A 22,483-nucleotide genomic window follows, 5' to 3' on the forward strand; every position below is an offset into this window, starting at 1 on the left:
CGGGTAAAGGCGCATCTGACGCGGTAAAGAAAGCTACGGATGCTGCTGATAAAGCTTCTGATGTGATGGAAAACGCCCCTGATGCTGCGGGTAAAGGCGCATCTGGCGCGGTAAAGAAAGCTACGGATGCTGCTGATAAAGCTTCTGATGTGATGGAAAACGCTCCTGATGCTATGGGTAAAGCCGCATCTGATGCGGTAAAGAAAGCCACAGATGCTGCTGGTAAAGCTTCTGATGTGATGAAAAACGCTCCTGATGCTATGGGTAAAGCCGCATCTGATGCGGTAAAGAAAGCCACAGATGCTGCCGATAAAGCTTCTGATGTGATGAAAAATGCTCCTGATGCTATGGGTAAAGGCGCATCTGATGCGGTAAAGAAAGCTACGGATGCTGCCGATAAAGCTTCTGATGTGATGAAAAACACCCCTGATGCTATGGGTAAAGCCGCATCTGACGCGGTAAAGAAAGCTACGGATGCTGCTGATAAAGCTTCTGATGTGATGAAAAATGCTCCTGATGCTATGGGTAAAGCTGCATCTGATGCGGTAAAGAAAGCTACGGATGCTGCCGATAAAGCTTCCGATGTGATGAAAAATGCCCCTGATGCTGTGGGTAAAGCTGCATCTGATGCGGTAAAGAAAGCGTCGGATGCTGCCGATAAAGCTTCCGATGTGATGAAAAATACCCCTGATGCTGTGGGTAAAGCTGCATCTGATGCGGTAAAGAAAGCGTCGGATGTTGCGGAATACCGAGGAATTATTTTAGAAAATCAACAGGCTTTATTTAAAGATTATGATTTAGATAAGCTTTTGCATAAGATACGAGCGGTGCTTGAGCATAACAATTTGAAAAATGTTAACAAGCAGTTTTCTCGGCTTTTTGATAAAAAAGACTCTTCTGTTTATTCTTGTTCCTTTGAAAATGCCGCTTTAGATGAACAATCTCAGACTGTAAAAAAAGAGATGGTGCAGGATCATAGTACAGGTGATCAGACAAAGGTTGCTGCTGTGGAAGCTAAGGGGAAGCGCCATGATCATGAAAACAGTAACCATTTGAAAAAAAATCATAAAGATGCGAATGAAACAGGAGATCATTTAAAAAAAGCTCATGATGTAAGTGTTCATATTGAAGAACAACAGAGTGCAGATGGGGCTCTTTTTTCTTCCAAAGCTTTGTATAAAGAAGGTTATGATTTTATTCGTTCTGCCAACTATGTTGAAGCTGAAAAAACCTTTTGCACTTTTCAAAATCGTTACAAAAAAGATCCCTTGAGTGATGATGCTTTGTTTTGGTTGGCAGAATCTTTGTTGGGGCAAAAACGCTATCATGAAGCCGCACAAGTTTATCTTACCGCATGGTATGCAGATAAAAAGAAGCTTTATACTTCTGAAATTTTGTTAAAATTAGCAAGAAGTATGGTTGCCCTTGAGGCGAATAAAGAGGATTGTACTCTTTTTGCAAAAAAATCAAAACGCCATCAAATGTTAGAGTCTGTATTTTGTAAACCCTCTTAAATAAGCAGCGAGGTCATTTTTGGTGTGCGTTAGACTGGCAAGAAATCTCTTTAAAACATCGGATTTTATTCAGTGTCAGAAGTTGATTCTTGCCGTCTCAGGGGGAAGTGATTCTTTGGCTTTGATGTTTTTGGTTAAAGAGTATTTGGAAACTCTCTTTACTCCTCCGGAAATGATTGCTGTGACTGTTGATCACCAATTGCGTAGAGAATCAGCGCATGAAGCAGAAATTGTTGCGGAAATTTGCCGTGCCCATCACATTAAACATATCACGGTACGGTGGGAAGGTGAAAAACCAAAAACGCATATTGCTTCCAGTGCTCGTGTTGCACGCTATGATCTCTTGGTTAAAGAAGCACAAAAACAAGGTGCGTCCCTTATTATGACAGGGCACACACTCAATGATCAGATTGAAACCTATCAAATGCGGTATCAACGTCTCCAAAAGAGTAGAGAGGCTTTGTACAGTGAAGCGTATGATGCACGTGATGAGGTTTCTACGGGTGGTTTTGCTGATGCTTTGCACGGTCAAGCTAAAGGCACGCATGATGAGGCTCTTGCAAGAGAAACGAGTAAAAATATTACCGAAAAAAGCTATCGTCCCCTCTATGAGCGTGGTTTATCCTGTATTCCGCGTGAGGCATTGTTGCATAGAAAAGTGCGTTTGATTCGGCCACTCCTTGGTGTAAAACGCCAAACATTACAGGCTTATTTACGCTTAAAAGGAAAAACGTGGATTGATGATCCAACCAATGAAGATCATAATTTTGAACGCGTGCGCGTGCGTCATTCCCTGCGTTCCGAAAAGCTTGTTGATATTGCTAAAAAAATAAATGAAGCCGCATTGCAACGTCGTCAACACGCGCAAAATATTGCCGATTTTATTTTAGCTCTGGATATTACTGTTCAATATGGGCGTTGTTTCATCGTAAAGCCTGCGTTATTTTTACAGAAACATCCCTATTTCCCTTTCGTTGTGGGGCTTTTTGCCGTGCTGATGGGAGGAGGATTTTATTTGCTCCCCAATCAGAAATTAAGCATGCTTGTTCAAAAACTCTGTCTTCATTCTTCAGAAAAGCGGCGTTTTACTTATGCTGGCTCTGTTATTGAATATAACAAAAATGGAATTGCTTTGTGGCGAGAAGGGCGAAATATGAAAGAGGCTATCGTTGAGCCAGACAAAACTTCTACATGGGATGGGCGCTATCAGATTACAAATCATGGATCTGAGGCTATAAAGGTTGGAGCAGCAAATTTAGAACAGCTGAAATTTTTATTAAAAAACAGCCATTTTGATCTTAAAAAGCTTCATTTTCCCTCTTTACAATCGTTGCTGATGATCTCAAATGACAAAGGGTGTGATATTCCAGAGTTGATTTCTCAAGCGGTTGTTCATAAAAATGTTATCATCAAGCGGATTATGGCACCTTTCGATTGGCTTTCTTCGCGCGAGGACGCTGCACTGGTGAATGTTGTGGAACCTTTTTTTAATATTGAAGTGAAAAGATAAAGAAAAATTACTCTAAAAGAGAATAAACAGCTTCTCATCCCTTGGCAAGGGGCTGACAAGGTTATATGTTAAGGGGAAATGTTTGAAATCTAGATTTGATTAAGTGGGCTGAATATGAATTCCAATTACCGCTCTCTCCTCATTTGGGGAGTTATTGCCTTAATTTTGATTGTGTCGTTTTCTTTCTTTAATGGAGATAGTCAGCGTTCTGGTGGTGGAGAGGTCTCCTATTCTGAATTTTTGCAAAAAGTTGAGAATAATGAGTTGAAATCTGTAACCATTCAAGGTCAAAAATTAACAGGACAAACTATTGAACATAGAGCTATTTCGACCTACGCTCCACGAGATCCAGGTTTGATACAAAAATTGGAAAGCAAAAACGTGAACGTTAAAGCTATTCCTGAAAGCTCTGGAAATAGTATTTTCCTCAATCTCCTTTTTTCCTTATTGCCTGTTATTATTATCGTGGGGGCGTGGGTCTTTTTTATGCGGCAAATGCAAAATGGATCACGCGGTGCAATGGGGTTTGGGAAGTCAAAAGCAAGATTGCTTAATGAAGCACAAGGTCGTGTTACTTTTAAAGATGTTGCCGGCGTTGAAGAAGCAAAGCAAGATCTTCAAGAAATTGTTGAATTTTTACGCGAACCACAAAAATTTCAACGTTTAGGAGGGCGTATTCCACGCGGTGTTTTGCTTGTTGGTCCTCCAGGAACCGGTAAAACTTTGCTCGCACGCTCTGTGGCTGGTGAAGCCAATGTGCCATTCTTCACCATTTCAGGGTCTGATTTTGTTGAAATGTTTGTAGGTGTTGGGGCGAGCCGTGTGCGTGATATGTTCGAACAGGCTAAAAAAAATGCCCCTTGTATTATCTTTATCGATGAAATTGATGCTGTTGGACGCCATCGGGGGGCAGGACTTGGCGGGGGAAATGATGAACGTGAGCAAACCTTAAATCAGTTGCTTGTCGAAATGGATGGGTTTGAGCCCAATGAAAGTATTATTCTTATTGCTGCAACAAACCGTCCCGATGTCCTTGATCCCGCTTTATTGAGACCAGGGCGTTTTGATCGGCAAGTTGTTGTCCCAAACCCTGATGTTTCTGGGCGTGAACAAATCTTGAAAGTGCATGTGCGCAATGTGCCTTTAGCGCCCAACGTTGATCTGAAGATTTTGGCAAGAGGAACACCAGGATTTTCCGGTGCGGATCTGATGAATCTGGTCAATGAAGCTGCTCTTATGGCTGCAAGCCGTAATAAAAGAGTCGTGACAATGCAAGAATTCGAAGATGCGAAAGATAAGGTGATGATGGGGGCTGAACGTCGTTCAACCGCTATGACACAAGAAGAAAAAGAACTCACTGCCTATCACGAAGCAGGACATGCTATTGTGGCTCTTAATGTGCCAGTTGCTGATCCTGTCCACAAAGCAACAATTGTTCCAAGGGGAAGAGCATTGGGAATGGTGATGCAATTGCCTGAAGGCGATCGCTATTCTATGAGTTATCGGTGGATGATTTCTCGTTTGGCCATTATGATGGGTGGACGTGTGGCTGAAGAATTGAAATTTGGAAAGGAAAATATCACTTCCGGTGCTTCTTCTGATATTGAACAAGCAACCAAATTAGCACGTGCAATGATCACACGATGGGGATTTTCTGATCTGCTTGGGAATGTTGCTTATGGGGATAACCAAGATGAAGTCTTTTTGGGTCATTCTGTTGCGCGAACACAAAATGTCTCTGAAGAAACAGCGCGCATGATTGATATGGAAGTGCGTAAGCTTATTGATGATGCCTATAAAAATGCGACAAACATTTTGAAAACAAAAAGAAAAGAATGGTTTGCTTTGGCACAAGGTTTGTTGGAATATGAGACTTTAACGGGAGCTGAAATTAACGAAGTTATTGCAGGAAAGCCTCCTTCACGCACACAGAAAGATGAGGGTGCTGCGCCACGGGGATCTTCTGTTCCAAAAACTGGAACGGTCAGAGCAGAGATAACAGTGGTAGATGAAAAAAACGCTGAAACAGCGCCTAAAACAGTAACTCATAAAGTAAAGACTAATAAACTTGAGGAAGGCAAGGCAAAGGGAGCTGTAGGGGAGAAAACAGCAAAATCCAGTGATGTTGAGCCTAAGGGGGATGAATCTAAAAAAGTGCAATCTGATAGGCGTGAGAAAAAAGCGCAAAGTACAAAAGGTATCACAAAATCAGTCAATCGCTCTAAAAGTAAAAGCAGTGCTGAAAAAAAGTCAAATACGGCGGGACATGATAAAGGAAAATAAGAGCTTTTTAATAACGCTTGAGTGAAGATGTTTGGGGAAAATTTCTCAGAAAAACTCTTTGAGAAAGGCGCAGGCTTTGCTTGCGCCTTCAGTATAATATTTGCAAAAATATGGAAGTAAAAAATTAAGCAAAGACGTTGTATTATAACAGCTTTAGCAGGGAGCAAGGCGCGATGATAGGTTTCTTTGCTGGGTTTGGGTCAAGGGTGTGAGGTTAGGTGGTAGGTTTCCTTGCCCGGGTTTGGGTCAAGGGTATGAGGTTAGGTGATAGGTTTCCTTGGCCCGGGTTTGGACCAAGGGTGTGAGGTTAGGTGATAGGTTTCCTTGGCCCGGGTTTGGACCAAGGATGTGAGGTTAGGTGATAGGTTTCTTTGGCCCGAGTTTGGGTCAAGGGGGGTAAGGTTATACTTTGATTCTATTCAAGGAGGATTGTATGTGTAAAGCATTTTTAGGAGTTTGTATTAGCTTTACGTGTGAGGTGTAGCAACATCATTGGTTGAGGGTGATTTTACAAGATGTATTCTAGATGGTGAATAGAGTGAGAGGCTTTGATGGTCTAAAATGAATAAATGATCTCATTTATATGGAGAAGGGGCTATTGTACCAAGGGGAGCTGTTAGGGGTTTAAAAAAGTCAAGGGAAAAAGTAGATATTAAAGGAAAGAGGTATGGTACAAAAATATTTTGGTACAGATGGAATTCGGGGGAAAGCCAATTCATTTCCAATGACACCCGATTTTGCCATGAAGGTAGGGATGGCGGTAGGGGTTTTATTCCGCTCACAACATCAATCACGTCGTGTGGTGATTGGAAAGGATACACGATTATCTGGCTATATGTTGGAAAACGCTTTGGTTTCAGGATTGACTGCTGCTGGGATGGAAGCTTTTTTATTGGGTCCAGTGCCAACACCTGCTGTTGCAATGCTTTGCCGCTCTTTGCGCGCGGATCTTGGGGTGATGATTTCTGCTTCTCATAACCCCTTCTATGATAATGGAATTAAACTTTTTGGTCCTGATGGTTTTAAGCTTTCAGATGATATGGAAGTGAAAATTGAACAATTAATCGATACAGATCTTTCAAAATCTTTAGCAAGTTCTGCCGAAATTGGTTATGCAAAACGGGTTGAAGGGGATATTTATCGTTATATTGAATATGCCAAACGAACTCTGCCGCGTGATGTTCGCTTGGATGCTGTGCGTATTGTTGTGGATTGTGCCAATGGGGCTGCTTATAAAGCGGCTCCCCGTGCTTTATGGGAATTGGGGGCTGAGGTTTTTGCTATTCATGATGAGCCAAATGGTACCAATATTAATCAAAAATGTGGGTCAACCGATTTAAGCTCTTTAAAACGAAAAGTGCATGAAGTACGTGCTGATGTGGGTATTGCTCTTGATGGAGATGGAGATCGTGTTCTCATTGTTGATGAAAAGGCACAAACGGTTGATGGAGATCAGTTAATTGCTGTAATTGCTGAAAATTGGCATAAAATGGGACGATTACGGTGCAATGGTGTTGTCACAACAATTATGTCAAATCTTGGACTGGAGCGTTTCTTGAACGGCAAAGGGTTGCACCTTGTAAGGACAAAAGTTGGAGATCGTTATGTTGTCGATGCCATGCGCCAAAAGGGATATAATGTTGGTGGTGAGTCCTCTGGGCATATTGTGCTCAGTGATTTTGGGACAACAGGTGATGGCTTGGTGGCTGCCTTGCAGGTTTTAGCCTGTATGAAAGAAAGCCAAAGTCCTATGAGCCAATTGTGTAAACGGTTTGAACCTGTACCTCAAATTTTAAAAAATGTAACGGTTAAAAATAAAAATGTCCTGAAAAAAAATCCTGTTAAAACGGCTATTGATCAAGCAGAGAAAAAGTTGGGAAAAGAAGCACGCCTCGTTATCCGTGCTTCTGGAACTGAACCGGTTATCCGCCTTATGGCTGAAGGCGATGCACGAGAAGTGTTGGATGCGGTCGTAACAGAGTTAATGGATGTTATTACGCAACATGATGCACACGTGGGTGCTGTGCTTTGAGGAATCTTGAATTTTTTGAGAAAATTATCAGATCATCTTTGAATAAAGGTCTTATTGTAATGCGGGATTTTGGCAATTACAAAGGGTATGATTATTAACTCTGTTAGTGATGTAATAACGGTAATGGATACTCTGATCTACGAACAAATTAAATAAAAAAGAGAAAAGTCCAATTCTAATAACTACTGTGCGTATAGAGTTCTCTATAGTTCGTAAAATATGAAAAATATGCCTTTTTTGATTTTCCTTTTTCTTTTACTTATTCGTAATCCGGTTATTAGTTTAACAGAGTTTGTAGCGGGGGGGAGTTTATTAGTGTTATTCATTCTTTTTACTGGATATACAGCGGGTGCAGCGCCCCATGAACATCAAACAGCAATGATCATTGTTGTTATATCATCTTGATGTTTCTAATTGCCGCTGCCAATTGGATATATGATACGCTCCTATTACGTTTAGCGCCCCCTAATTATGAGCTTATACTTTTCCAATAATTAGTAGAATAATGAGAAAGAGATGAAAATGATCAATTTTTTTCACGATAGTTCTAATGTTTATAAAGTAAAAAAAGCCGTGTTATGTAAAAATAATGAACATTTTTTGTATCTTGGAGGGGTTCACTCTATATTCAGTTACGATGTTAGGATTTAAACATAAAAGGATTGAAGCCTTCTATAATACTGGTGCGACTGAAGGGATTAGAACCGCCCATGCTCAAAAATTAAAGCGTATTCTAAGTGCTCTTGAAGTAGATGTATCGCCAAAAGATTTTGAGTTATCCATCCTTTTGATTACATCTGCTAAAGGGTGATTTCAAGGATTATTGGTCAATTACTGTAAATGGAAATTGTCGCGTAATATTTCCCTTTTATGGCATAGATGTCGAAATGGTTGATTATCTGGATTATCATCAAAAAGGAGATCTAAACAATGATGAAGAATCCTTCACATCCCGGTGAATTATTGCGTGAAGATGTGATCAAAGAGCTTGGTTTATCCGTTAATGAAGCAGCAGAGTGGCTTGGTATATCTCGTGTAGCACTTTCTAGAGTTTTAAATGAAAAAGCCGCTATGAGTGCTAATCTTGCTATTAGGCTTGAAATGTCTGGTGTAAGCACAGCACGTGCTTGGCTTGCTATGCAAAAAAATTATGATCTATCAAAAAAATCCTTAACAACAGTCTCATGATCAAGATTGCATAAAAGAGTTTCAAATGGCAGTTAAGTTTTTGCAACAAAGACGTATGGAAGAGCACAATAATGCGATAGGGCGTATAAAATCAAAAGATGTAACGCGGGTAAGACAAGGAATAAAATCTTGTTTCTATAGTCTGTTTGGCTATAATAAATGTAAGCAAATGAGGGTTTTAATATGTTGAGTGAAGAGAAACTTAAGCTGCGTCGCTTTTATGCTGAAAATGCATTGGCAAGCCAACGTTTAGAGGGATTAGAACCAGATCCGCTGGTTGTTGCGCAAATGGAGCGCGTTATTATTGGAGAGCTTGAAACAAGTGATGTCATCAAAGATTATATGGAGCGTGTAAGACGTGGAGAAGTATAAGGGGAGCGGTGATCCTTATACTGATCCTGAAACTAGTGTGATGTATAATCGGCTTGGTATTAAAGACAAAGCTACACTGCAGCGTGTAGAATCTACGATTTCTTATGTGAGATCTTTCGAATTTGTACATACTCCTATGCGTGGTAAGTTTGATCTGGATTACATGAAAGAGATTCATAGAAGACTGTTTGGCGACATATATGAATGGGCGGGACAAATTCGTTTAGTGGATATTGCCAAAGGCAATAGTATGTTTGCTAGTTATAATCAGATTGAAAGTTATGCACCAAAGATTACACAAAAGCTTGCAAAAGAACAGTATCTGCGTGGTCTTGGCGCTTATGACTTTAGCCAAAGGGCTGGATATTACATGGGTGAGTTGAATGCGTTGCATCCGTTTCGAGAGGGGAATGGGCGCACTCAGCGCGAATTTATGGTGCAACTTGCTCGTGAAGCTGGTTATCATATCAACTGGAAGGGTATTGAGCGACAAGAAATGACACGTGCGTCAATTGAAGCACATTTTGGTAATTCAGAATATCTGTCTGCACTTATTCGTCAGGACCTTAATCTCTTATAACCAGCTGTGTTTGTAGTGTGTGCAACAACGATGCCAAGTTTGAAAACTGTTGTTATAAAGTCCCATAAGGGTATGGAATAACCCCCATAGATGATAAGTACTTTCGAGAAATTTCGCTTTTTTAGTCCCACTACTCAATGCTTTAATATATCCCCTTCCAGAATATTGGAAACTGCTTTTATTCTTTTTTGTAAAGGATTTCTGAATTTTATTCAATGCAAAGGCATATATAAAAGCCAAGATTTATGTTCATGAGTAGGTAAGTAATAACGCTTTGGTTTATGGAAATGCACTTTGCAAGAGGAATTTTGCAGCATGCATTTTCATTTTTTTACCTCTAATAGAGAGGTTAAAACAATAATGATTTAAAAATATGCGAAAAATTGCTTTCATTAGAGAAATAAGGTGAGCTCCTGCTGGAGTTATTGAATACAGCTTTAAGAGATCCCTGTGAAAAAGGGAGAATTCCCATTATTTTTAAAAGTACTGACCTTTTCTTTGCCTAAAGGACGAATTTTTACGGTGTAAAAGATAATTGCAATGGCGGACAAAGCATCTTGCTGCTGTTCCTTCATTGGAATGATGACGTGATCAGATTGACTATACATAACTAGTTAAACGGCATACTGTACCTTCCAAACTAACAATGAAAAATGGGGTTTAGATAAGGAAAAAATAAAGTATGTTAATAAAACGAGATAATTATAACATAAATTTGACAATTGTAACCAAAATGTGCATAAAATAAGTTCGTGTAATACATAACGTATATAACACAAAGAGTGGTTCTGCTTTATCTGATAGCAGAAACGATTTATATTTATTTTTTATAAGGAGATTTATCCTATGAGATATGTTATTTTAGCTGCAGCTTTGTTTACTTTCTCTTCTTCAGTGCTAACTGCTCATGCTGGTAGCTCGGCGCATAAGGACAGAATTGTAGCTCACATTGCAAAACACGAAAATTATGCAGCAAGAGAAGGTTTTGGACAACAGGCGATAGATCTCCTTGCGAGAATTGTGATTCCTATGAAAAAGAATAACTCTTCATATTACGATGACAGATTTCAAGTTAGTGACGAGCATTATAGTTTTGCTGCAGATCTTGGATTTAAACATCGTTGCGTAGATCTTCCAGGGCTGTATAACGGTGAAGCAAGGCTAGAATGCACTTTGAAGCGGAAGTGATAGATGTAGGGAGATACTCTTGATAGATGAAGTGCACCTTGTATAACAAGGTGCACAGTCTTTAGATTGTGCTACTTTTTCAGTTTTTGTAACCAGTGATGGTAAATTTCTAGCGTAGATGTAATGTTGTGAGAGATACCTTTTCTTATAGTTTAGTTGCTTTTCAGATTCGCTTTTTTATGTTTATTTACTTGACTTTGTGTTTTTTAAAAAGCATCACGGCGCTTGAAAGGGTCGTAATAGATTTCTGTTACACGAAATTTTCCTTCCAAACGTTTACATTGGATGATGACATCTATCATCGAGATTAATAAGCCGCGGATATCATCGCGCGCTAAATTACCACCACCGTCACTTTCTTTTACTAAAAGGGTCATTTGTTCGAAGGCTGCAAGTGCTGTTGAGGCGTGGACAGTAGTGATAGAACCTGGGTGACCAGAATTGACATTACGGATATAGTAAAAGGCTGTACCATCACGTAGCTCTTGCAAAAGAATTCTGTCGGGGCGCATACGCAATCCAGATTCAAGCAGTTCTTTTGCTCCAGCTTTTGCTAAGCCTTGATTATCTTTTGAATAAAAGAGCTGCACTTTGTTTGTGTGTGGAACGACAAGTTCGGGCGTGTCTTCTATGGTGAGAATGCGTTCATATTCAGGGATTTTTGCAATCAAAGCTTTGGAGAGGGTTGTTTTACCAGAACCAGTTTTTCCAGAGATTAAGATATTTTGTTGTGTAACAACGGCTCTTTCTAAAAATTGACAAAAGTCTTTGGCGATAAACAAATCTGTTAATTCTTTTTCTGTATCAGAGAGTTCACTTGCCCGTTTTGTCATTTGTTCAAGGGGGGTAAAACTAACGTTTCTGGTGACAGAAAATAGCTGGTTTTCGTGTAGACTTTCAAGAGAAAAAGTACGTGATGAAGGTTTGCGAATGGTCATGCTCATGGTGTTGGGGGCAACGGCAGGGGGCATGACAATTTGTATGCGTTCGTTATTGGGAAGTGTTGCGGAGAGAACGGGGTTTTCTACACTGATCTTTTGTGTTGTGTAGGCAGCAACAACTTTTGCAATCCCTTCTAGTTCGCTGTAGGTTAGCTCTTTTAAGATGTGGGTTTGCCAACCATTTGGACCTTCAACAATCACTTCGCCTGGGCGATTGACAACAATCTCAAATAAATTCTCATCATTGAGGAAGTCATCTAAGATTTTTAATTTTGTTAAAACGATAGAGGCTCGTTCTATGTTTTTTGCTGTTGGCATAATATACTCTGAACGTGAGAATTAAAAAAAGGAATAGCCTGGTGTAGAACGCGAGAAAGCGTTTCTCTTTTTTCCTGTGATTGTTAATTTATAAACAGAGGAAAAATCGAGATCTTTTGCTACGAAAATGTTGACCAGTTCGCCTTGAAATTTTTCTAAGGTAGGAGGGATGTTGATTTGATTTTCAAGGGCAATACTGGCGGCCTCTTTTCCAGTGTTGTTTGCGCCTTCAAAACCGCCGCCTCCAGAGTTGTTTGAACCTCCTTTATTGGAATTGCCTACTATTTTATTTGTTAAAACTGTTGTGGCACCATCAATAACGGTCAACAAAAGGGAAGAGCCAAAGCGTTCCCACCAATGGGTGTTGATGTTGCCATCAAAACCAGCTCTTCCTAAACTGTCTGTTGCGGGTGAGGCAAGGTCGATGATGACACCGGTTGGAGTTTTTGCTCTTGTCCAGAGAACAAAGAGGCGGGATTGACCTTGTTTTATCCCTCCGCGGTATTCGCCAATCACTTGAGTTCCTTTATCAAGTAAAACAACGCGACCATTGTCAGAGAGGATATCGCGGTTAATAATGCAGCTTGCAAAGCCTGGTTGCTCACTGTTTAATGCCGTTTCTAAGATACAGGGAATAGAGGTTCCCATGGCGATGATAAAGTTTCTATTGCCGATGAGTTTTGCTTTTGCTTTTGTTTCTTCTGTTTTGGTAGGCTTTAATAGGGTCGCAAAATTTTGTGTGTCTTGAAGGGCAGAGGAATTTTTCATATTGGCGAGATTTTCAAGGGTATTGAATTTTTCAAAGGGATTGAGAGTCGTGTTGACAATGTCTTTTAATTGAGACCTAGAGCCTTTGGCGAAAGCTAAAACAGGGGCGCGTCTTGCGGCATCAAGTAAGGGATCATCTTTTTTCGGTTCTTGTGCGAGTGGTTGTGGGGGTGGTAGGGTTATTGGCGCTATGTTTGCACGCGGGTCAGAGGGGACGAGCTCTAAAGGGGCGAGGGAATTGTGAAAGCTTTGTTCTTGTTTTTTATGAGCTTTTGCAGTGTCTTTTTGTTCTGTGGGGGTGGATAAGATGTTCCAGAGGACATAGCCGCAGATTCCTATACAAGCTATTGCGACAACTATTTTTTTGCCGGCGGTTTTGGCGCTATTGTTTTTGCCATCTCCAATAGATCCTCGATCTTCGATGATTGATTTATCACTCATATGTTGTCCCCTTTAATTCCCGCTTATTTAAAGATCTGATGCAATTTTACGTTCAACAGATGGTGAGGTTGTTCCGGTATTTGGATTTGTGCCTTTTGGTTGATAGGCTTCGTTAAAGACGCATAGGACATTTTTTCCCTGTCTTAGGGTGAAGCGTGCGCTAATGGCATGGTCAGTTACCCTGTTGCCTCTTGTGGTTTTGGGAACCAGTGATTCTGTACCGTCATTGTTTACAATATAAATGGCAGGGATTTCTTGGTTATCGGGAAAAGACAATGTTGTTGTTCTGCTATCCCTAATAGTGTCTCGATCTTCGATGATTGATTTATCACTCATATGTTGTCCCCTTCAATTCCCGCTTATTTAAAGATCTGATGCAATTTTACGTTCAACAGATGGTGAGGTGGTTCCGGTTTCTGGATTAACGCCTTTGGGTTGGTAGGCTTCATTAAAGACGCATAGGATATTTTTTCCCTGTCTTAGGGTGAAGCGTGCGCTAATGGCATGGACAATCACCATGTTGCCTCTTGTGGTTTTGGGAACCAGTGATTCTGTACCGTCATTGCTGACAATATAAATGGCAGGGATTTCTTGGTTGTCGGGAAATGTAAATGTTGTTGTTTTGCCATTGTCATAAACAGAGGAGGGTTCAAGAGTGATAGAGCCTTGAGCGGTGTAAGCCCAATTGCGTGGTCCATAGGTTTCAGAAGCGTTGAAGATACCATCAATCTGTTGGGATTGTTTTTTTTCTTGTCGCATAAGTGCTGCAAGTCTTCTTTGTTCTGCTTCCTCTTGTGGGTAGCGGAATTTCACAAGGAAATATGTTTCTTGTCCAGAGGAAATTTCTCCATCTTTAATGATGAGTTCAAATTGATAAGAGCGCTTTGAGCCATCAAGCTTTGTGGTGACGACTTGGAGATTGGTAATGGGTTGGACTTCTCTTGCCTTTAGAAAAAGAATATTGCCAGCGGGTGCAACTTCCCATGCAACGCTGTTGCCAATGGCTACATGAGCAATTTCTTCATTGGCAGAAAATTCTATTTGTACGGATGAGCGTATGGAGCCAATAATTTTTGTGACATTATAAGCATCATAATTGATAAAGCGAATGCGGCTATCGCTTGGCGCGCGGGTGGGAAAAACACTGGCATGGCTTATCGGTATAGGAGAAAGGGTAATAGCGATGTTAAGAATGAGAAAAAGAAATTTTTTTTTCATGATCAGTTGACCACTTCCGGATCGGTTCTATATTCATTAACAATAAACCCTAGAGGATTTATTAAACGGTTTTGGACAGAGATAGGGGCATTGATATATTCAAAGGTAAGTGTTGAGACCCAGTGGGTGATAAATTCTTTGTTGTTGTCGTTGTCATGAATGGTTCTGTAGTAACGCACTTGGGCAACATCATCATTGATAAAGGAGATTGATTTTATTGTTATTGTAACAGCGGCGTGTTTATAGAGAATTTGAGGGCTTTGGGGATTTCTTGCTCCATACCAGCTGGCAAATCTTTGCTGTTCTTCAGAAGAAGAAAGAAGAGAGACGGTTTGGAAGTTGTGTTGTGTTTCTTCTGTGGTGAAGCCTTCACGGCAGCGGACGTATTTTGCGGCAAAGTAGCGTGTGATGGCTTCGTCGACGTTTGTGGGACCTTCTTTTAAGGCTTCTACGACTTCAACAATGCCGGTTGAGTTGTCAACGCGAATGACAAAGGGTTCCACGGTTTTAAGGGGTGTGAGGGTGATGACCGCGAGAGAAGACATTATTGCAACAGCAACCGCGATGCCGGCAATGGCAAGCGAGACGCGGGTGGTGCGGCGTGAAGCGAGCATGCGGTCTTGATCAAACGAGCGCGCTTCAGCAATATATTGTTCTACATCTTTTTCTTTCATGCCTTTTTTCCGCAATCTTTGTAGGATTTTATTTCTTCATCCGTTAATTTTTGTGCCAGAAGCATTTCCAATTTGCCCTCTTTCATGGTGGAGGGTGTGTTGTTACTGATGATGATGGGCGTGGGCGTGGGGTTTTTCCCTTCCCAATTCCACATTGATCTGTTGAGTGGACGTTTAGAATATCCATCACATTTTGGGAGTGACTTCAGTGTGTTTGGTGAAGACATACAGCCACTGAGAAAGAGAAATGGTAAGATAATCCCAATTTTTTTAAATTCCCGCATTTGAACTTAAGCCTTTGCTAATAGTGATGCTAATTTTTTTACACCATTCGTTATTGTTTTAGCTCCTCCTGAGCCTGTAAGGGAGGCTCCCCCAGAGGCTAAAGCGGAAGCCATGCCAGGTAAATTGAAGAAAAGAAAAATACCACCAAGGCCAACCACCATAAATGCGCCATAGGAAAACATGATATCTACAATGTTTGTTGTAAAGATTTTCAGTGCAAGTTTGATATACATACCACCAAGCAAGATGACTAATATCTGAAGTATGATGAAGTTTGCAACTTGTCCTAACCATGCCTCTGTAAAACGCCTTGTTGAGGAAAACATAGAGAGGCTTATGAAGAGCGGTCCCACTGATAAGACGAGAAATAAACCCAGCTTAGCAAACATTGTGACGTAAAAACCAATTATGCAAAAAACAGCAGCAATCACGTAACAGGCAAAACCAACTATCCAAGCAACAAGATACGCACCCAATGCAAGCCATGATGCAGATTTTGCTTCATCAAAAACATGTGCAACAGCTTTGTTTAACATATCGTCCCATATATTTTTATCTGAGTGTATTGTACCTTGTGTGGCGTGTGCAATGGCATTAGGCAGAGCCTCAAAAAATATATTACCGACCCACTCATTATAAAGAGCAGCATTAGTGGCAAGCGAAACAATGATGCCAAGTTTGAAAGCTGTCGTTATAAATTCCCATAAGGGCATAGAAGAACGCCCTGAGATGATATTGTACCCTATAAATATAATGTAGATTGTACAAGATGCTTTAAGCGGAACACTTAAACCCAATGAAAGGTTTTTAATGGAGTCAGTCATTATTTCCATAATAGGATTCGTTAACATATTTTCTGCCGTGGTAAAGAAATCTATTTTTTCGAATGCCATTGCACGTCCATTCTATCTAATTTTTGCAAATATGATCATTTCTGATTCAATTATTATCGTTGTTCTGTTTAGCTTTAGCGCGTTCTTCTGCTTCTCTTTCGGCTTGTTCTTTTGCTTTTTCTTCAGCTTTCCATTTTTCTAGTTCAGCTTCTTTTTTTGCTATTTCGGCTTGCCTTCTTTCATGTTCAGCTCGCATTTCGGCTTCAAATTCTTCCTGCGCTTTACGCATGTTTTCGTTGTGTTCCCTAATTCTCTCTTCAGCTTTTGCTTCATATTCCTTTTGAAGTTCAAGTTGTGCTAATCTTAGGTTTTCACAATTTTTTGAAGTTCCTGCAAATCCACATTTTGCATTCCACTCTCCCATCAATTTTTTATCTTTTTTAAATTCTGCAACGCTATAGGTTTTTTCACATCCAGCAGTGATGAGCCCTGTGCAAAGTAGCAATGTTGTTATGAGAACTTTATTCATAGATATTTCCCCTTTTTCCTTTCAGTTTTTAAAGTTTGAGCACAATCTTTAAATTATGCTTGTGTTATCGGTTGTTTTACAACCAGTGATGATAAATCTAGGGCACAGACATAATGTTGCCATAAATATAGAGTGCACGAAGATTTTTAAGTTGAGCAGCTAAAGCGCAATAGTGATGTGTAATGGCGCTATCCATTATTTTTGTAAGGGGCTCCATCAACATATTGTCGATATAAGAAAATATGCCTTTGCTTTCTACTGCCATTGAGATGCTCCGCTCTTCATTGTGTCTTAATGGTTATTTTGTTGTTCTTCTGCCGTGCGCTCTTTTGCTCTTCGTTCTTCCTCAGCACGTCGCTTTGCTTCTTGTTCAGCTAATTTTTTTTTAGTGTTAGCTTCCATTTTTTGAAGTCTGGCTCTCATTTCAGCTATATCTTCTTCTTCTCTTTTACGATTTTCTTCTGCAATTTTACGACTTCTTTCTGCTGCTTTTGCTTCATATTCTTTCTGAAGTTCTAAAAATGCTAACCGCATGTTTTCACAATTTTTTGAAGTCCCTGCAAATCCACATTTAGCATCCCATTCTAGGCGTAATTTTTCATCTTTTTTAAATTCTGCGACGCTATAGGTTTTTTCACATCCAGCTGTGATGAGCCCTGTGCAAAGTAGCAATGTTGTTATGAGAACTTTATTCATCAATATTTCCCCTTTTTCCTTTCAGTTTTACAAGGTTTGAGCACAATCTTTAAATTCTGCTTGTGTTATCGGTTTTTATAACCAGCGATGATAAATTTAGGGCACAGACATAATGTTGCCATAAATATAGAGTGCACGAAGCTCTTTAAGTTGAGCAGCTAAAGCGCAATAGCGATGTGTAATGGTGCTATCCATTGTTTTTGTAAGGGGATCCATCAACATATTGTCTATCTTAGTGAATATGCCTTTGCTTTCTACTGCCATTTAGATGCTCCGCTCTTCATTATATCTTAATTATTATTCTGTTGTTCTTCTTCCGCGCGCTCTTTTGCTTTTTGTTCAGCAAGGAATTTTTGATTCTCTTCTCTCATTTTTTTAATTCTGGCTCTCATTTCAGCCATATCTTTTTCATCTCTTTTGCGATTGTTCTCTTCCGCTTGACGCTCTCTTTCTGCTGCTTGTGCCTGACGTTCCTTATCAAGTTCTAAAAATGCTAACCGCATGTTTTCACAATTCTTTGAAGTTCCTGCAAATCCACATCTAGCATCCCACTCTAAGCGTAATTTTTCATCTTTTTTAAATTCTGCGACGCTATAGGTTTTTTCACATCCAGCTGTGATGAGCCCTGTGCAAAGTAGCAATGTTGTTATGAGAACTTTATTCATGATTAATGACTGTCCTGTTGTTGTTTAGCTTTAGCGCGCTCTTCTGCTTCTCGTTCTTCTCGCCTTTTATTTATTTTCTCTAGAGCTTTATTATAATTTTCTAACGCTCTCTTAGAATGTTCTTCATCAAGTTCCTTCGCGGCTTGTCGCACATTTTGACAATTTTTCGAATTATCAGAAGCTCCACACTTCCATTGAAACTCTCTTATTAAGCTTTCATTTTTTTTAAATTCTTCTACGCTGTAGGTTTTTTTCACATCCAGCTGTGATGAGCCCAGTGCAAAGTAGCAATGTTGTTATGAGAACTTTATTCATGATTAATGACTGTCCTGTTGTTGTTTTGCTTTAGCGCGCTCTTCTGCTTCTTGTTCTTCCTCAGCACGCTCTTTTGCTTCTCGTTCGGCTCGCAATTTATTAGTGTCAGCTTCAATTTTTTCAAGTTTAGCCTTCATTTTAGCTTTAAATTCTTCATCTATTTTGCGATTATGTTCATCAATCTCTGCCCGACGTTCTTTCTCAAGTTCAGCGCCTGCTACTCTTAGGTTTTCACAATTTTTTGACGTTCCTATTCCTCCACATCTCGTGACCCATTCATCAAATAATTTTGGATTTTTTTTAAATTCTGCGACGCTATAGGTTTTTTCACATCCAGCTGCGATGAGCCCTGTGCAAAGTAGCAATGTTGTTATGAGAACTTTATTCATTATTTATTGTCCTGTTTCTTTTCAGATTCTTGTTTATCGTCATTTGTAGAGCCAAAGCCTTTCCAATTTTTACGGTTTTCAAATTCAGCTTGCTCTGCATTTTTACAATTTTTCGAATTCAAATCCCCTGACGTCAAACATTTCACTAATACTTCTTCCATCAGTTTTTTATTTTTTTTAAGTTCTTCTACGCTGTAGGTTTTTTCACAACCAGCCGTGATCAGCCCTGTGCAAAGTAGCAATGTTGTTATGATGATCTTGTTCATATTCAAGCCCCTCTTTTTTTCTCGTTTATTGACCACGCATTTTTTGGGCTAAAGCTTTGGTTCGTGCTTTAAATTCTTCCATTTCACGTCTTTCTGCCGCTTTTTCTTCTGCTTGTTGAATCATCATGGCGGCTTGCATTTGGAGTATTTTTGCTTGCAGGTCTGCTTGTACTGCTGCTAATTGTGCTTGAATGCCTTGAATTTTACCCGCATCTTCAGTACTTCCAAGTTCGTCAAGAAGCTTGGTAATTTTTTTTTGTGTTTCACTGGCTTCTTCGTAAACATCTTGGCCTTTTGCCGCTTCTCCTACTACGCGCTGTTCGGCTTTTTTCACTTCTTGTGTGTAAAAAGCATCTACTGCCTCTTTTGAGTCTGCGCCCCCCGCGGGCTCTTTGTATTTAAGTTCTTCTTGCCATTTTTGCGTGTTTTTGCTGCCGCCACCGCCGCCGCCACCGCCGCTGCCCATCGATTGTTGAAAGTGGTTAAAGTCTGAAGGCAGGGCGCCACTGCTCCCTTGCTTGTTAAACATGTCTTTCAATCCCGAAATGTCAGGCTTGACATTTAAGGAGTTATATAATTGTTTCGCTTGATCGAGTTGGCTCTTTAATTGCTCAAGCTGTTGTTTGCCTTGTTGAACTTGTTCTTGCAATTTGTTAAGTTGTTGCACGCTGTTCCGAATTTGTTCTCCCATGTTAGCAGCAGCTGTGGGATCAAATACCACGATGGCAAAGGCATTTGTTTGAAAGCCAAATGAAACTGCATAGACGGCTGTTGCCAATAAAAGTTTTTTCATTGCTTTGACCTTTCTTGAAAAATAGGAAGCCATTTTTCTGGAGATTGTCCAACTTCATCCATAATGGTCTCTAGGAGTTCAATATTCTTGGTGGTGCCACTTAAAATGGCTATTTCATCATCAAAGCCGCGTAAATTTAGTTCTGCTACAACTGAACTTTGTCCTTGTTTGATGAGAAAACGCCGTGACTCACGGCTTAATTCTGATTGTATCAGGTTAAATTCTCTGTCTGATAATTTAAACCCTTCTACATAATCCCCATGATTGCCCTTTTGATTGGGAAAATAAATCTGTGTGGGGCATTGCTCTATAATGGTGTGGGCAATGGTCGAATTGATCGCATCTTTGGGAGATTGCGTTGCAAACAACATCAAACCATTTTGTTTACGGATAGTTTTCAGCCTGTCTTGCGCAAAGGCTTTAAAGGAATCATCTTCTAAGGCTTTCCAAAACTCATCAATGACAATGATAATACGACGCCCATCAATCAAAGACAAAATTCTATGAAAAAGATACATCATCAAGGGTGGACGAATTTCATTATTGTCTAAAAAATCCGTCATGTCATAACCAATAAATTTTGCATCAATGCCAATGTCATCATCAGGATTGTCAAAAACCCACCCTAAGGCATTGCCTTTACACCATCTCTCTAAACGACCCGCTATCCCCTCTCTATGCGTGGTGTCAAAAAACATTTGTAAGGCCGATATTGTCCGTTGTTCTTTGGGTAATAAGGCAAGTTGGTCAACAGCAGCAGAAATATCTTGTCTTTCTGATTCACTGATCTTTTGATCTTCAGAAGAAACAAGCTTGATAATCCATTGCCGTAAAAAAACTCTATCTGCTGGATTGTTATAATCTAACCCCTTAAGCGGCGCTATGCCTGTTGGTTTACCATTCTTCAAAGGCATATAAGTGCCACCACCCGCTCTGACAAAAAGTTCTGCTCCACGATCCTTATCAAAAAAGACCATATTGGGATCATGCTTTTGAAGTTGCGCTAAAAGAAAATTGACAATAACCGTTTTCCCAGAACCAGAGGGACCACAAACAAACGTATTGCCTAAATCACCAAAGTGAAAGTTAAAATAAAACGGTGAACCAGCAGAGGTCTTCATTAGTGCGACCGCTGGTCCCCATACATTGCCATCTATTTTCCCAACCGGAAAGGAATGAAATGGAGAAAGCGCTGCATAATTGCGACTTGTTATCGCACCAGAACGCGTGCGATAAGCATAATTGCCAGGCAATTGTGCCCACCAAGCCGCTGCTAACCCTAAGTCTTCCCGCGCAATGACAGCCCCACCATCTGTAAGACGAGAACGCGCTTTGGCAAGATTATCCGCTAACTCTTGCGGCGTATCAGCAAAAACTGCCAATGATAAATGATGCTCCCCTAAAACAAAACGATTGGATTCAAGATCATCAAGCGCATCATCAAGTTCCATAATTTGTGAACCTGCTCGATCTCCCGCATTGACCATTTGGTTTTGTTTGCGCCCCATAATTTGCTTGGCAGCATTTTTGCTCTTGAAAATAAAAGATTGGGTGAAAATAAACTCAAAGGGAAGGGTGAGCAAACCATCCGCCATGCCTACCCTGGTTTTTGCTGGATATTCTTTCCAGCCAAACATGCCCGCAAATCTCTGTCCTGACTCAGTGCGTATTTCTATGATCTCTTTCCCGAAAATAAGACGGTCTGAGTAAACAGTCGAAGCTATCGTCCCCCATGTGAGAGGGATACGTTCACGACGACCTCCCACCAATTGGTGGATAAACTCACTTTGCTGCGAATAAATATTGCCTTCATGTTCATAAAGACTCAATCTTCTTGCACCATAGCGCTCTAAATTTTGAATAAGATCTGTGGTAATATCTTCAAGTTTGCGAATGGATTCCGCATCAACTTCTGTCTTGTCTTGCTTGGCTTTGCCTAAACGTTTGAAAAACTCCACTAATTTATCCGTTTGATCAACGTGTGGATTCCACAAAATCGAAAGATAAAGATCATTGCGATAAAGCTCCTGAGAAACCATCCGCTCGCGATATTTATCATCTAATTGCTTGGCAAATGTCGATCTAAAAGTCCCGTCCGGATAAATCGTTTCACGCTTTCTGATAATATGGCTATAAAGCGCTATCCGTTCATCCGCAATGTTTTTAAACAGATTGTTGAGCTGTTCGTGAAGCACATTCAGATCAATAATATCCGCTGTCTCAAAGTTAATCCCTTCAAGTTTAATAACGCTCATGAGAGCGCGTGAATCCAACGCAATGATATGCTTGTTGACATGGCGCACGTAAGGGATAATCGCCTCTGGCTGCTTTTCACGCTTGCGCTCTGTTCTATTCATTATAATTCCTCATAATTACGAATTAATCGTAATGGAGAAATACTTCCCCCACCCCATAGACTCGAATTTCTGGCAAAAATACTTGTCTTTTGCCATGTCAGAAGAATACGAAATTTGTTATGGTCATGCTTTAGGATTTCCTTGAATATGAAATGCAGCATCACACCAAAGGTTAGAAGAAAAATATTGCCTGCCATAATGAACAATATCATCGTTCCTATCCCATTTAATCCCATAGCTTCCACCGTCACACCTGCAATCATGGCAGGGCGTGTGCAAGCAAGAAATAGCGTATCTTCTGTTAGCTTTTCGTGCTCTTTCATGGCTT

27 protein-coding genes and 3 pseudogenes are annotated in these 22,483 nt (G+C 40.3%); 11 read left to right on the top strand and 19 right to left on the bottom strand.

Going from position 1 to position 22,483, the window contains the following annotated elements:
* The 10 genes and pseudogenes from ACFINC_RS01820 to ACFINC_RS01865 form a co-directional block, all read left to right on the top strand.
* Positions 1–1,514: pseudogene (locus tag ACFINC_RS01820) on the top strand (tol-pal system protein); the annotation flags it as partial.
* A 22-nt stretch (positions 1,515–1,536) separates the two neighbouring features.
* Complete coding sequence (gene tilS / locus ACFINC_RS01825; protein WP_375615984.1) at positions 1,537–3,024, top strand: tRNA lysidine(34) synthetase TilS; 1,488 nt, start codon at positions 1,537–1,539, stop codon at positions 3,022–3,024.
* A 114-nt stretch (positions 3,025–3,138) separates the two neighbouring features.
* The gene (gene ftsH, locus ACFINC_RS01830) at positions 3,139–5,307 is read left to right on the top strand and encodes an ATP-dependent zinc metalloprotease FtsH (protein WP_375615837.1); all 2,169 of its coding nucleotides are present in this window, start codon (positions 3,139–3,141) and stop codon (positions 5,305–5,307) included.
* 667 nt (positions 5,308–5,974) lie between these two features.
* Positions 5,975–7,339 (top strand): phosphoglucosamine mutase, encoded by a 1,365-nt coding sequence (glmM, locus tag ACFINC_RS01835; RefSeq protein WP_375615838.1) that lies wholly within the window; start codon positions 5,975–5,977, stop codon positions 7,337–7,339.
* 219 nt (positions 7,340–7,558) lie between these two features.
* Positions 7,559–7,744, top strand: coding sequence for a hypothetical protein (locus ACFINC_RS01840; RefSeq protein ID WP_375615839.1), 186 nt, complete (start codon positions 7,559–7,561; stop codon positions 7,742–7,744).
* Between the two features lie 232 nt (positions 7,745–7,976).
* Positions 7,977–8,150: a hypothetical protein gene (locus ACFINC_RS01845; protein WP_375615840.1), complete on the top strand. Its 174-nt coding sequence runs from the start codon at positions 7,977–7,979 to the stop codon at positions 8,148–8,150.
* A 19-nt stretch (positions 8,151–8,169) separates the two neighbouring features.
* Complete coding sequence (locus ACFINC_RS01850) at positions 8,170–8,298, top strand: hypothetical protein (RefSeq protein ID WP_375615985.1); 129 nt, start codon at positions 8,170–8,172, stop codon at positions 8,296–8,298.
* Positions 8,270–8,527, top strand: a complete 258-nt coding sequence (locus ACFINC_RS01855) for a HigA family addiction module antitoxin (RefSeq protein ID WP_375615841.1) — start codon at positions 8,270–8,272, stop codon at positions 8,525–8,527. Before ACFINC_RS01850 ends, ACFINC_RS01855 begins: the two co-directional genes overlap by 29 nt.
* A 183-nt stretch (positions 8,528–8,710) precedes the next feature.
* A complete protein-coding gene (locus ACFINC_RS01860; RefSeq protein ID WP_375615842.1) occupies positions 8,711–8,899 on the top strand; it encodes an antitoxin VbhA family protein in 189 nt (62 codons plus the stop codon).
* Positions 8,886–9,479 carry a Fic/DOC family protein gene (locus tag ACFINC_RS01865; protein ID WP_375615843.1) on the top strand — a complete coding sequence of 198 codons (594 nt, stop codon included), beginning with the start codon at positions 8,886–8,888 and terminating at the stop codon, positions 9,477–9,479. The genes ACFINC_RS01860 and ACFINC_RS01865 overlap by 14 nt, the downstream gene beginning before the upstream one ends.
* Before the next feature lie 437 nt (positions 9,480–9,916).
* Here the strand turns inward: ACFINC_RS01865 and ACFINC_RS01870 are convergent, their stop codons facing one another.
* Complete coding sequence (locus ACFINC_RS01870) at positions 9,917–10,087, bottom strand: hypothetical protein (protein ID WP_375615844.1); 171 nt, start codon at positions 10,085–10,087, stop codon at positions 9,917–9,919.
* 238 nt (positions 10,088–10,325) lie between these two features.
* Between ACFINC_RS01870 and ACFINC_RS01875 the strand changes: the two genes are divergently transcribed.
* On the top strand, positions 10,326–10,667 hold the full coding sequence (locus ACFINC_RS01875) for a hypothetical protein (RefSeq protein ID WP_375615845.1): 342 nt from the start codon (positions 10,326–10,328) through the stop codon (positions 10,665–10,667).
* A gap of 206 nt (positions 10,668–10,873) precedes the next feature.
* Here the strand turns inward: ACFINC_RS01875 and virB11 are convergent, their stop codons facing one another.
* The 18 genes and pseudogenes from virB11 to ACFINC_RS01965 all read right to left on the bottom strand — a co-directional run bounded on the left by virB11 (position 10,874) and on the right by ACFINC_RS01965 (position 22,478).
* Complete coding sequence (virB11, locus tag ACFINC_RS01880) at positions 10,874–11,926, bottom strand: P-type DNA transfer ATPase VirB11 (protein WP_375615846.1); 1,053 nt, start codon at positions 11,924–11,926, stop codon at positions 10,874–10,876.
* Positions 11,927–11,947: 21 nt separating this feature from the next.
* Positions 11,948–13,135 carry a type IV secretion system protein VirB10 gene (gene virB10, locus ACFINC_RS01885; protein ID WP_375615847.1) on the bottom strand — a complete coding sequence of 396 codons (1,188 nt, stop codon included), beginning with the start codon at positions 13,133–13,135 and terminating at the stop codon, positions 11,948–11,950.
* Between the two features lie 27 nt (positions 13,136–13,162).
* Positions 13,163–13,423 (bottom strand): annotated as a pseudogene (locus ACFINC_RS01890) (TrbG/VirB9 family P-type conjugative transfer protein); the annotation flags it as partial.
* A gap of 75 nt (positions 13,424–13,498) precedes the next feature.
* On the bottom strand, positions 13,499–14,353 hold the full coding sequence (gene virB9, locus ACFINC_RS01895) for a P-type conjugative transfer protein VirB9 (protein WP_375615848.1): 855 nt from the start codon (positions 14,351–14,353) through the stop codon (positions 13,499–13,501).
* 2 nt (positions 14,354–14,355) lie between these two features.
* Positions 14,356–15,027, bottom strand: coding sequence for a virB8 family protein (locus ACFINC_RS01900; protein ID WP_375615849.1), 672 nt, complete (start codon positions 15,025–15,027; stop codon positions 14,356–14,358).
* Positions 15,024–15,311 (bottom strand): type IV secretion protein VblB7, encoded by a 288-nt coding sequence (locus tag ACFINC_RS01905; RefSeq protein ID WP_375615850.1) that lies wholly within the window; start codon positions 15,309–15,311, stop codon positions 15,024–15,026. The genes ACFINC_RS01900 and ACFINC_RS01905 overlap by 4 nt, the downstream gene beginning before the upstream one ends.
* Positions 15,312–15,317: 6 nt before the next feature.
* Positions 15,318–16,205, bottom strand: coding sequence for a type IV secretion system protein (locus ACFINC_RS01910; protein ID WP_375615851.1), 888 nt, complete (start codon positions 16,203–16,205; stop codon positions 15,318–15,320).
* A gap of 46 nt (positions 16,206–16,251) precedes the next feature.
* Positions 16,252–16,674 (bottom strand): EexN family lipoprotein, encoded by a 423-nt coding sequence (locus ACFINC_RS01915; RefSeq protein WP_375615852.1) that lies wholly within the window; start codon positions 16,672–16,674, stop codon positions 16,252–16,254.
* 97 nt (positions 16,675–16,771) lie between these two features.
* Positions 16,772–16,939 (bottom strand): hypothetical protein, encoded by a 168-nt coding sequence (locus tag ACFINC_RS01920; RefSeq protein WP_375615853.1) that lies wholly within the window; start codon positions 16,937–16,939, stop codon positions 16,772–16,774.
* 26 nt (positions 16,940–16,965) lie between these two features.
* The gene (locus ACFINC_RS01925) at positions 16,966–17,370 is read right to left on the bottom strand and encodes an EexN family lipoprotein (protein WP_375615854.1); all 405 of its coding nucleotides are present in this window, start codon (positions 17,368–17,370) and stop codon (positions 16,966–16,968) included.
* Positions 17,371–17,466: 96 nt separating this feature from the next.
* Positions 17,467–17,634, bottom strand: coding sequence for a hypothetical protein (locus ACFINC_RS01930; protein ID WP_375615855.1), 168 nt, complete (start codon positions 17,632–17,634; stop codon positions 17,467–17,469).
* Between the two features lie 26 nt (positions 17,635–17,660).
* On the bottom strand, positions 17,661–18,035 hold the full coding sequence (locus ACFINC_RS01935) for an EexN family lipoprotein (protein ID WP_375615856.1): 375 nt from the start codon (positions 18,033–18,035) through the stop codon (positions 17,661–17,663).
* A gap of 2 nt (positions 18,036–18,037) precedes the next feature.
* A pseudogene (locus tag ACFINC_RS01940) lies at positions 18,038–18,350 on the bottom strand (EexN family lipoprotein).
* A gap of 2 nt (positions 18,351–18,352) precedes the next feature.
* A complete protein-coding gene (locus ACFINC_RS01945) occupies positions 18,353–18,739 on the bottom strand; it encodes an EexN family lipoprotein (RefSeq protein ID WP_375615857.1) in 387 nt (128 codons plus the stop codon).
* Entirely contained in the window at positions 18,739–19,005 is a 267-nt protein-coding gene (locus tag ACFINC_RS01950) for an EexN family lipoprotein (protein WP_375615858.1), read from the bottom strand. Before ACFINC_RS01950 ends, ACFINC_RS01945 begins: the two co-directional genes overlap by 1 nt.
* 25 nt (positions 19,006–19,030) lie before the next feature.
* Positions 19,031–19,798 carry a type IV secretion system protein gene (locus ACFINC_RS01955; RefSeq protein WP_375615859.1) on the bottom strand — a complete coding sequence of 256 codons (768 nt, stop codon included), beginning with the start codon at positions 19,796–19,798 and terminating at the stop codon, positions 19,031–19,033.
* Positions 19,795–22,155 carry a VirB4 family type IV secretion/conjugal transfer ATPase gene (locus tag ACFINC_RS01960; protein WP_375615860.1) on the bottom strand — a complete coding sequence of 787 codons (2,361 nt, stop codon included), beginning with the start codon at positions 22,153–22,155 and terminating at the stop codon, positions 19,795–19,797. Before ACFINC_RS01960 ends, ACFINC_RS01955 begins: the two co-directional genes overlap by 4 nt.
* Positions 22,155–22,478, bottom strand: coding sequence for a type IV secretion system protein VirB3 (locus tag ACFINC_RS01965; RefSeq protein ID WP_375606511.1), 324 nt, complete (start codon positions 22,476–22,478; stop codon positions 22,155–22,157). The genes ACFINC_RS01960 and ACFINC_RS01965 overlap by 1 nt, the downstream gene beginning before the upstream one ends.
* Positions 22,479–22,483 lie beyond the last annotated feature (5 nt).

It is taken from the genome of Bartonella sp. AP58NXGY (assembly GCF_042195785.1).
Lineage (GTDB): Bacteria > Pseudomonadota > Alphaproteobacteria > Rhizobiales > Rhizobiaceae > Bartonella.

What these genes read in the sequence shown, in the direction of transcription:
- virB10 (WP_375615847.1), bottom strand. Translation starts at nt 13,135, where the DNA reads ATGAGTGATAAATCAATCATCGAAGATCGAGGATCTATTGGAGATGGC.
- ACFINC_RS01950 (WP_375615858.1), bottom strand. Translation starts at nt 19,005, where the DNA reads ATGAACAAGATCATCATAACAACATTGCTACTTTGCACAGGGCTGATC.
- ACFINC_RS01840 (WP_375615839.1), top strand. Translation starts at nt 7,559, where the DNA reads ATGAAAAATATGCCTTTTTTGATTTTCCTTTTTCTTTTACTTATTCGT.
- ACFINC_RS01930 (WP_375615855.1), bottom strand. Translation starts at nt 17,634, where the DNA reads ATGGCAGTAGAAAGCAAAGGCATATTCACTAAGATAGACAATATGTTG.
- ACFINC_RS01915 (WP_375615852.1), bottom strand. Translation starts at nt 16,674, where the DNA reads ATGAATAAAGTTCTCATAACAACATTGCTACTTTGCACAGGGCTCATC.
- ACFINC_RS01910 (WP_375615851.1), bottom strand. Translation starts at nt 16,205, where the DNA reads ATGGCATTCGAAAAAATAGATTTCTTTACCACGGCAGAAAATATGTTA.
- glmM (WP_375615838.1), top strand. Translation starts at nt 5,975, where the DNA reads ATGGTACAAAAATATTTTGGTACAGATGGAATTCGGGGGAAAGCCAAT.
- ACFINC_RS01955 (WP_375615859.1), bottom strand. Translation starts at nt 19,798, where the DNA reads ATGAAAAAACTTTTATTGGCAACAGCCGTCTATGCAGTTTCATTTGGC.
- ACFINC_RS01870 (WP_375615844.1), bottom strand. Translation starts at nt 10,087, where the DNA reads ATGTATAGTCAATCTGATCACGTCATCATTCCAATGAAGGAACAGCAG.
- ACFINC_RS01925 (WP_375615854.1), bottom strand. Translation starts at nt 17,370, where the DNA reads ATGAATAAAGTTCTCATAACAACATTGCTACTTTGCACAGGGCTCATC.
- ACFINC_RS01860 (WP_375615842.1), top strand. Translation starts at nt 8,711, where the DNA reads ATGTTGAGTGAAGAGAAACTTAAGCTGCGTCGCTTTTATGCTGAAAAT.
- ACFINC_RS01945 (WP_375615857.1), bottom strand. Translation starts at nt 18,739, where the DNA reads ATGAATAAAGTTCTCATAACAACATTGCTACTTTGCACAGGGCTCATC.
- ACFINC_RS01905 (WP_375615850.1), bottom strand. Translation starts at nt 15,311, where the DNA reads ATGCGGGAATTTAAAAAAATTGGGATTATCTTACCATTTCTCTTTCTC.
- ftsH (WP_375615837.1), top strand. Translation starts at nt 3,139, where the DNA reads ATGAATTCCAATTACCGCTCTCTCCTCATTTGGGGAGTTATTGCCTTA.
- virB11 (WP_375615846.1), bottom strand. Translation starts at nt 11,926, where the DNA reads ATGCCAACAGCAAAAAACATAGAACGAGCCTCTATCGTTTTAACAAAA.
- ACFINC_RS01875 (WP_375615845.1), top strand. Translation starts at nt 10,326, where the DNA reads ATGAGATATGTTATTTTAGCTGCAGCTTTGTTTACTTTCTCTTCTTCA.
- ACFINC_RS01845 (WP_375615840.1), top strand. Translation starts at nt 7,977, where the DNA reads ATGTTAGGATTTAAACATAAAAGGATTGAAGCCTTCTATAATACTGGT.
- ACFINC_RS01965 (WP_375606511.1), bottom strand. Translation starts at nt 22,478, where the DNA reads ATGAAAGAGCACGAAAAGCTAACAGAAGATACGCTATTTCTTGCTTGC.
- virB9 (WP_375615848.1), bottom strand. Translation starts at nt 14,353, where the DNA reads ATGAAAAAAAAATTTCTTTTTCTCATTCTTAACATCGCTATTACCCTT.
- ACFINC_RS01960 (WP_375615860.1), bottom strand. Translation starts at nt 22,155, where the DNA reads ATGAATAGAACAGAGCGCAAGCGTGAAAAGCAGCCAGAGGCGATTATC.
- ACFINC_RS01855 (WP_375615841.1), top strand. Translation starts at nt 8,270, where the DNA reads ATGATGAAGAATCCTTCACATCCCGGTGAATTATTGCGTGAAGATGTG.
- ACFINC_RS01900 (WP_375615849.1), bottom strand. Translation starts at nt 15,027, where the DNA reads ATGAAAGAAAAAGATGTAGAACAATATATTGCTGAAGCGCGCTCGTTT.
- ACFINC_RS01935 (WP_375615856.1), bottom strand. Translation starts at nt 18,035, where the DNA reads ATGAATAAAGTTCTCATAACAACATTGCTACTTTGCACAGGGCTCATC.
- ACFINC_RS01920 (WP_375615853.1), bottom strand. Translation starts at nt 16,939, where the DNA reads ATGGCAGTAGAAAGCAAAGGCATATTTTCTTATATCGACAATATGTTG.